Origin of the sequence: Schleiferilactobacillus shenzhenensis LY-73 (assembly GCF_000469325.1) — a bacterium.
Taxonomy (GTDB): Bacteria; Bacillota; Bacilli; order Lactobacillales; family Lactobacillaceae; genus Schleiferilactobacillus; species Schleiferilactobacillus shenzhenensis.
In genome coordinates, this window is the sequence record NZ_KI271586.1 from 87,714 (window position 1) to 94,826 (window position 7,113).

The 7,113-nt window shown below is 58.5% G+C and carries 5 protein-coding genes; 4 read left to right on the forward strand and 1 reads right to left on the reverse strand.

Annotated elements, in window-relative coordinates; all coding sequences use genetic code 11:
* Positions 1-175: 175 nt before the first annotated feature.
* The 3 genes from liaF to L248_RS05830 are packed head-to-tail and all read left to right on the forward strand — an operon-like array spanning position 176 to position 2,635.
* Positions 176-898, forward strand: coding sequence for a cell wall-active antibiotics response protein LiaF (gene liaF / locus L248_RS05820; RefSeq protein WP_040535136.1), 723 nt, complete (start codon positions 176-178; stop codon positions 896-898).
* Positions 895-1,968, forward strand: a complete 1,074-nt coding sequence (locus L248_RS05825; RefSeq protein ID WP_022529204.1) for a sensor histidine kinase — start codon at positions 895-897, stop codon at positions 1,966-1,968. The genes liaF and L248_RS05825 overlap by 4 nt, the downstream gene beginning before the upstream one ends.
* Positions 1,961-2,635 carry a response regulator transcription factor gene (locus L248_RS05830; protein ID WP_040535137.1) on the forward strand — a complete coding sequence of 225 codons (675 nt, stop codon included), beginning with the start codon at positions 1,961-1,963 and terminating at the stop codon, positions 2,633-2,635. The genes L248_RS05825 and L248_RS05830 overlap by 8 nt, the downstream gene beginning before the upstream one ends.
* Here the strand turns inward: L248_RS05830 and L248_RS05835 are convergent.
* Positions 2,607-5,321 carry a YfhO family protein gene (locus L248_RS05835; RefSeq protein WP_051999873.1) on the reverse strand — a complete coding sequence of 905 codons (2,715 nt, stop codon included), beginning with the start codon at positions 5,319-5,321 and terminating at the stop codon, positions 2,607-2,609. The genes L248_RS05830 and L248_RS05835 overlap by 29 nt on opposite strands.
* A gap of 136 nt (positions 5,322-5,457) precedes the next feature.
* On the opposite strand from L248_RS05835, the gene L248_RS05840 reads away from it, so the two are divergent.
* Positions 5,458-7,113, forward strand: a 1,656-nt coding sequence (locus L248_RS05840; RefSeq protein WP_245585277.1) for a penicillin-binding transpeptidase domain-containing protein, incomplete at its 3' end; no start/stop codon positions are given.

Below are 7,113 nucleotides of genomic sequence, written 5' to 3' on the forward strand. Positions count from 1 at the left end.
TCCCGCGGAGCCCGGAGTCACCCGGTCCTGCGCAAGAAAGCCGCCAGTCTTGCGTGCCATCTTCCAATTTCCGTCTAAAGTCCCATCGTCTCCCGGCCCCGTGGCGGGTCAGCCGGGTGGGGAAGTACGGTATACTGGAACTATGAAAATTGACGACAGAAAGAAGGAGAATCCCGTGCGCGTTTTATGGTGGATCATTGCGCTGCTCGACATTGCCGCCGTCGCGTTTCTCGGCTGGCAAATCGTCACTGAACCGATTGCCTTGATCCTGGTGGTGATCGGCACCTTGCTCGTGGTCGGCGGCCATCGCCGGCACGAGACCGCCCGGGACAGCAGCCGGATTTTTGGCTGCATTTTTATCGCCATCGGCATCACGATGAACGCTGCCTTTTGGATATTCTTCTTGATCACCTTGCTGGCCGTCCTCCTGTTCCTCGGCACCATGGGCGGCGGCCTGCACAAGTGGGTGCCTTGGCGGAAGAAGGAATACGTGCACTTCCAGACCACCGCCCCCGGCAAGAAACCGGCGGTGCAGCGGTCTCCTTGGCTGGGCGGCGCGACGATCGGGGAGACGAGTTTTCCCTGGGATGACATCAATTTTGTTTCCCTGTACGGGGACACCATCATCGACTTGGGTAACACGCTTCTGCCGGAGGACCAGGATAACACCATCATGATCCGCAAGGGCTTCGGCCGGACCCGGATCCTGGTGCCGGTGGGCGTGGCCGTGACCCTCGACCACAGTGCCGTGGCCGGCTCCGTGCAGTTTCTCGACCAGCATTACCAGCTCCAGAACGAACGGGTGCAGCTGCACACGGCTGATAATGGTCATCCCCAGCGGACGATCAAGATCGTGACCAGTACCCTGTTCGGTGATCTGGAGGTGCGTTACGTATGAGTCGGTTGCAGAAAGTTGTTCTCGGATCCATCAGCACCGTCCTCACCTTTGCCCTGGTCACCGGGGTGCTGGCTTACAGTGCCTACCGCGTCGGTCAATGGGGCTTGGTGGAGAAAGAACTGCTCCAGCCGTTTTTGGGTGTCCCCCTCGTGCTGGCCTTTTTTGCTGTGGCGCTGATCATCGGGGTCACGCTGACCACACTGGTGTCGCTGGTCGTGCGCCACGATTTGCAGCACACCAACACCGCCCTGGATGCCTTACTCGCCGACCAGTACGACGAGGCTGCCTTTGCGCCGCCGGCCAACTACCTGACCACGACCAATGTGGCCGTGGTGGAGAAGCTGCGGCGGCTGCGGGACAAGCTCCAGACATTGCAAGCCAATATCCAGACGATGGCCGATCAGCCGATCATCATGGGCAATCAGACGAAGGAAGAAATCCTCCAGGATGAGCGCCACCGCTTGGCCCGGGAGCTGCACGACTCCGTCAGCCAGCAGCTGTTTGCGGCCACGATGATGCTGTCGGCGCTGAACGCCACAGCGGCTAAAGAAGACCTGCCGGAGAAACTGACCAAGCAGATCGTGACGATCGAGAAAGTGATCAACGAAGCGCAATCCGAAATGCGCGCACTGCTCCTGCATCTGCGGCCGATCAACCTGGAAGGGAAGAGTCTGCAGCAGGGGATCATTTCTCTCTTGAACGAACTGAAAACGAAGGTGCAGATCGCCATTACGGCCGATATTGCGCCGCTGAGTCTGCCTAGCGCCATCGAGGACAACCTCTTCCGCATCGTGCAGGAATTGTTGTCGAACACGCTGCGGCACGCCAAGGCGACGACGATTGAAGTATACTTGAAGCAGATTGGGCAGACCGTCTTGCTGAAGGTGGTCGATAACGGCGTCGGCTTCGACCAGCAATCGGCCCAGGCCGCCGGCAGTTATGGTCTGCAGAATATCTCGGAACGGACCAAGAGTATGGGCGGCAGCCTGCATATTGTCAGCTTCCCCAAGCAGGGGACGAGCGTGGAGGTCCGGGTACCCATCGTGAAGGAGACGAATGCGAATGATTAAAGTGTTGATCGTGGATGACCACGAAATGGTCCGCTTGGGCATCAGTACATACTTGGGCGTGCAGGACGACATTGAAGTGGTCGGCCAGGCCGTGGACGGCGTGGAAGGCGTGAAGATGGCCCTGGAGTTGCGGCCGGACGTCATCTTAATGGATGTCGTGATGCCGAATATGGACGGCATTGAGGCGACCAAAAAGATCCTCGCCCAGTGGCCCCAGGCGAAGATCATTATTTTGACCAGTTTCATTGATGATGAGAAAGTCTACCCGGCCATTGAAGCCGGCGCGGCCAGTTATATATTGAAGACGTCCACGGCCGAAGAAATCGCCTCGGCGATTCGCCAGACCGCCCAGGGCGAAAGTGTCCTGGAGCCGGAAGTGACCAACAAGATGATGCACCGCATGGCCCATCCCGGCGATAAACCGCTCTATGAAGACCTGACGAACCGGGAGATGGAGGTCCTGACGCTGATTGCCAAGGGCCGCTCGAACCAGGAGATCGCCGATGAACTCTTCATTACCTTGAAAACGGTGAAGACCCACGTGTCCAATATTTTGGCGAAGCTGCAGGTGGAAGACCGGACCCAAGCCGCCATTTATGCCCTGCGCCACCATCTGGTGCCGGACGAAGGCGACAGTGCTACCGGAGACCCCGCCGACCACGAGTAGCCCGGCGCAGTGCCTGCTTGTGCCGCTTGCTGCGGCGCCAATCCAAACCAGCCACTAAGCCCCACAATAACAGAGAGAGCAGCGAACCGGTCACCCCAGCTCGCCAGCCGGGTGCCACGTAGCGGATCGTCACCGCGTGGGACCCGGTTTTTGCTGGGGTGAAAGCGAGGAAGGTACTGAGCAGTTTCTTCGTCTTTTGGGTCCGACCATCCACGGTCACTTGCCAGCCGGGACTGGCCGGAATGGAAGTATAAACGGTGGGGGCTTTCTTGGTCGTGGTGACCGTGGCAGTGACGGCATTCTGCTTGAAGGCCGTGATCGTGCCGCCCTGGTCCTGGAGCTGGTGGTCCATTTTCTCAAACTGGGCCATGTCGAAGCGGTAGAACGCCAGCCCGTCCATGGTGACGGAGTCGCTGGTGTTGAACGTGAAGCGCAGGGTGACCTTGCGGCCAGCGTGGTGGGCAGCCAAGTTGAAGACCACCGGCGCCCGGAAGGAATCGTATTGCTTCACCTGGCGGCCGTCGACGCGAATGGTCAGGTCCTTGATGGGCAGATTGGTGCCCAGCGTCACGTAATAGGGATCATTGCTGGCCGCAATGAAGCTGTAAGTCACGCTGGCGGCCTTGAACTTGTTCTGGCGATAGAAGGTGCCGTTCACGCTGGGATTCGTATCCTTCTTGATGTTGCTGGTGGTGATGGTCGGGTGCAGGAGCGGCACGAAGAGGCTGTGCCAATCGGCGCTGCCGGTGAGTTCGTTCATCAGCGCTTCCTGCTCGGACAGCGGGTAATTCGGCAGCCGCACGTGTTTCAACGCATTGCTGGCGCCGGCATAGACTAGCGGCAGGGCGTAAGGATTCCGGTACGTCCGGGTCATCGTCTGGGTACTCATCGGCTGATAGAACGCCAAGTCCGGCCGGTAAGCGTTGGGGAACATCATCGGGTGGGCACTGAGCGTATGCGGGTCCAGTACGTTGTAACTCTTGGTGTCTTGCAGGTGGTAGCGCATATCCAGCAAGGCATCCGTGATCATCGTCCCGTTGGTGTAAGAAATCTGACCGTCCCCCGCCGGCAGCCCCAGCCGGTCATAAAGCGCGGGCTGGCGCGGTTCCATCATGGAGTTGAAGTGCGAGCCGCCGAAGTAGTCCGTCTGCATCGCGTCGTCCTTGGTCCGCTCGAAGGTCTTGCCCACTCGGTAAAAATTCTCTGGAGCGACGGCTTGCAGTTTATCGATGGCCGTTTGCAAGTTATTGGTGTAGTTAGCGTAGTCGCTTTGGCTGATGTAACTGAGCTGGTTGAGGCTGAGCACGCCGTTCGTGATCATTTCTAAACTGCCCAGCAGCAAGAACGCCAGCGGCCACCAGCGGTAGCGGTGGTCGTGGGTGAAGAGCAGAAAGACGGCGGCGGCGCCAAAGAAGGCCGTGGCCACTAGCGCGTACCAGTGAATGAATTCCAGGTTGGGCAGCTGCCAAGTGCTGTACCCGACGATGATCACCGTGGGCAGGATGAGCAGCAGTGCCCGCTGCCAGCGCAAGGTAGGCAGCAGCGGCCAGACCCGGGCGGTGAGCAGGATGCCCCACAGGCTGACCACGAAGCTGAAGCGGTAAGGGTACCACACGGGGAACTGGAAACCGTGCCACAGCAGGTCCAGCGGCTGGAAGAACAGGCTGGCCAGCAGGAAGAGGGAGATCAGACCGGCAGCAATTTTCTCCCGCCAAGGCAGCCAGCGGTTGAGAAAGTACAAAATGACCCCCAGGAGGACGATCATACCGGTGTAAATATTGGCCTGACCGGAGGACATCTGGTCGAAAGAGTAGGCGCCGGAGACCAGTTTGGCCAGCAGCTTGAACGGATTGTACTCGGTGGTCCAGTCAATGGATTTGACGGTATAGGTCCCCTTTGAATCGCCTAGGGCGTAAGCGGTGGGTAAGAGAATGAAGAGGCTGAGGCCAGCGCCGAGAAGCGACGTCCAGGCAAACCGCAGTCCCTGCCGCAGCCACACCCGCCAGCTGGCCGCGGTTTGGCTCTGGTGCCAGAACCAAAACAGGACCAGGAATAGGGCGATCATGTAGCCGATGTAGTAGTTGACCACGAAGGTGACCGCCAGCAGCAGCGGGTAAGCCCACAGTCGTTTGTCCGCACTTTGCCATTCCAGTGCCAGCAGCAGGAGCGGCAGCAAGTAGACACCGTCCAGCCACATGACGTTGTAATGGTTCACGATTAGATAGGCGCATAACCCGTAACTGGTGGCCAGTACCGCTTGCACCACCGGCGGCAAGCGGCGGGCCGGCTGGCGCAGGTAAATGGCCGCAAACAGGCCGGCCAACCCCAGCTTCAAGGCCATGAGCAGCCAAATGCCGACAGACAGACTGGTCCCCGGGAAAAGGAACAGCAGGAAGTTCAGGGGACTCATCAAGTAATAGGCGAAGGTCCCGATCATTTCGCCGCCCAAGCCCTTGCTGAAGGAGTAAAAGAAGGTCTCCGGGTGGTTCAGTAAAGTTTTTTTAAAATACGCGTAAAAGTCGATGTATTGTTGGCCCAGATCAACGGTCATGACACTCTGGTTGCCCAGCGGCCACACATGCTGCAGGACAAAATAACCGATGATAAACAAAAAGGGCACGGCAAAGCTCCAGATGAGCGGCCACTTGGGCTGGGTCTGCTGCTGGTGCCGGGTCGAATAACGCACGCTGTCCACTCCTCCGTTGCAATTGTATCTTTCATTCTACAATAACATTAAGCGTGTGGTAAGGCGCTAGAGGGGCCGCCGCTTTTTTGCTACAATACATTAACGAACACATTTTAGAAATCGGGGTCGAGTCATCGTGCATTCGCCAAAGGATCAAACACCGCCGCGGAAGAAATCGAAAATTCCGTTCCGGCTGAATTTTCTCTTGCTGCTCGTCTTTCTGCTCTTCGCCGCCCTCATGGCCCAGCTCGCTTACCTGCAAGTGATCAAGGGCGACATGTTCCAGGCCGAAGTCGAACGGACAGACAGTTCGATCGTGACCAAAGATGTTGCCCGGGGCCAGATCTACGACGCCCAGGGCCGCTTGCTGGTGGGCAACGAACCGGAGAGCGCCATTACGTATACCAAGAACGTCTCCATCACCGCGAATAAGCTGCGCAAGGTGGCCGACGCCTTAGCGCAGCTGATCAGCATGCCCAGCGACACCAAGCTGACGCCCCGGGAAAAAGTGGATTACTACCTGGCGGATGAGGCCAACTTGAAGCAGGCCGACAAGGAATTAACGAAGGCCCAGCGGTATGCCCCCAGCGGCGATGAGCGCAGCGCCACCGACCAATACGCTTATGAAGTGGCCAACACGATGAAGAAAGACATTACGCTGAACGCTCAAGAGACCGCAGCAGCGGAGATCTATGTCCGCATGGCCGGGGCGTACCAGCTGTCCACGGTAATGATCAAGAACCGAGGCGTCACCGCGGCCGAAGTGGCCAAGGTGTCCGAGCACCTCACGGCCATCCCCGGCGTGAACGTCGGGACGGATTATGAGCGCTCATACCCCAATGGGGATTCCATGCGCAGCGTCATCGGCTCCGTTTCTTCCGAACAGCAAGGGCTGCCCGAGGACGAAGTGAACACGCTCCTGGCCCAGGGTTATTCCCGTAACGACCGGGTCGGTACCAGTTACTTGGAGAAAGCCTACGAACCGGTGCTGAAGGGGACCAAGTCTCGGACTCAAGTGGACGTCCACGCTAACAACCAAGTCACTGACGAGACCACCCTGTACGCCGGCAAGGCCGGGGACAACCTGAACCTGACCATCGACAGCCAGTACCAGAGCATTGTGGAGAAAGTCCTCAAGCAGCAATTTGACCGGGCCAAAACGGCCGGCGACGCCACTTATTCCGACGGGGCGTACGCCATTGCCATGAACCCCAAGACCGGGGCCATCCTGGCCATGGCCGGAGTCCAGAACGATCCGAAGACCAAGAAAGAGAGCGACGACGCGCTGGGCACCATTAACCGCAACTTCGTTATGGGGTCCGCCGTCAAAGGAGCCACCGTCCTCGGTGCCTTAATGGACGGCGTGATCACCCCCAGCAACAGCACCCAGGCCGACGACCCCATCTACCTGCCGGCCACACCGGTGAAGAAGTCCGTCTACCCGGCGGGCACCTATTCGTCGCTGAACGCCGTCCAGGCGCTGGAAGTATCCTCCAACATTTACATGATGAACCTGGCCCTCAAGGAAGGGAAAGCCGCTTACGTACCCCATTCCCTGATCAACTTTAAGGACAACATTTTCTCCATCATGCGCGGTTACTTCGCCATGTTCGGCCTCGGCGTGAAGACCGGGATCGACTTGCCCGGAGAAATCGGCGCCTACCTCGGGCCGACCACCAACGACGAAGGCCAGCTCAATTCAGGGAAGGCGCTGGACCTTTCTTACGGGAACTATGACCAGTACACCTTGGTCCAGATGGTTCAATATATCAGCACCATTGCCAATGGCGGG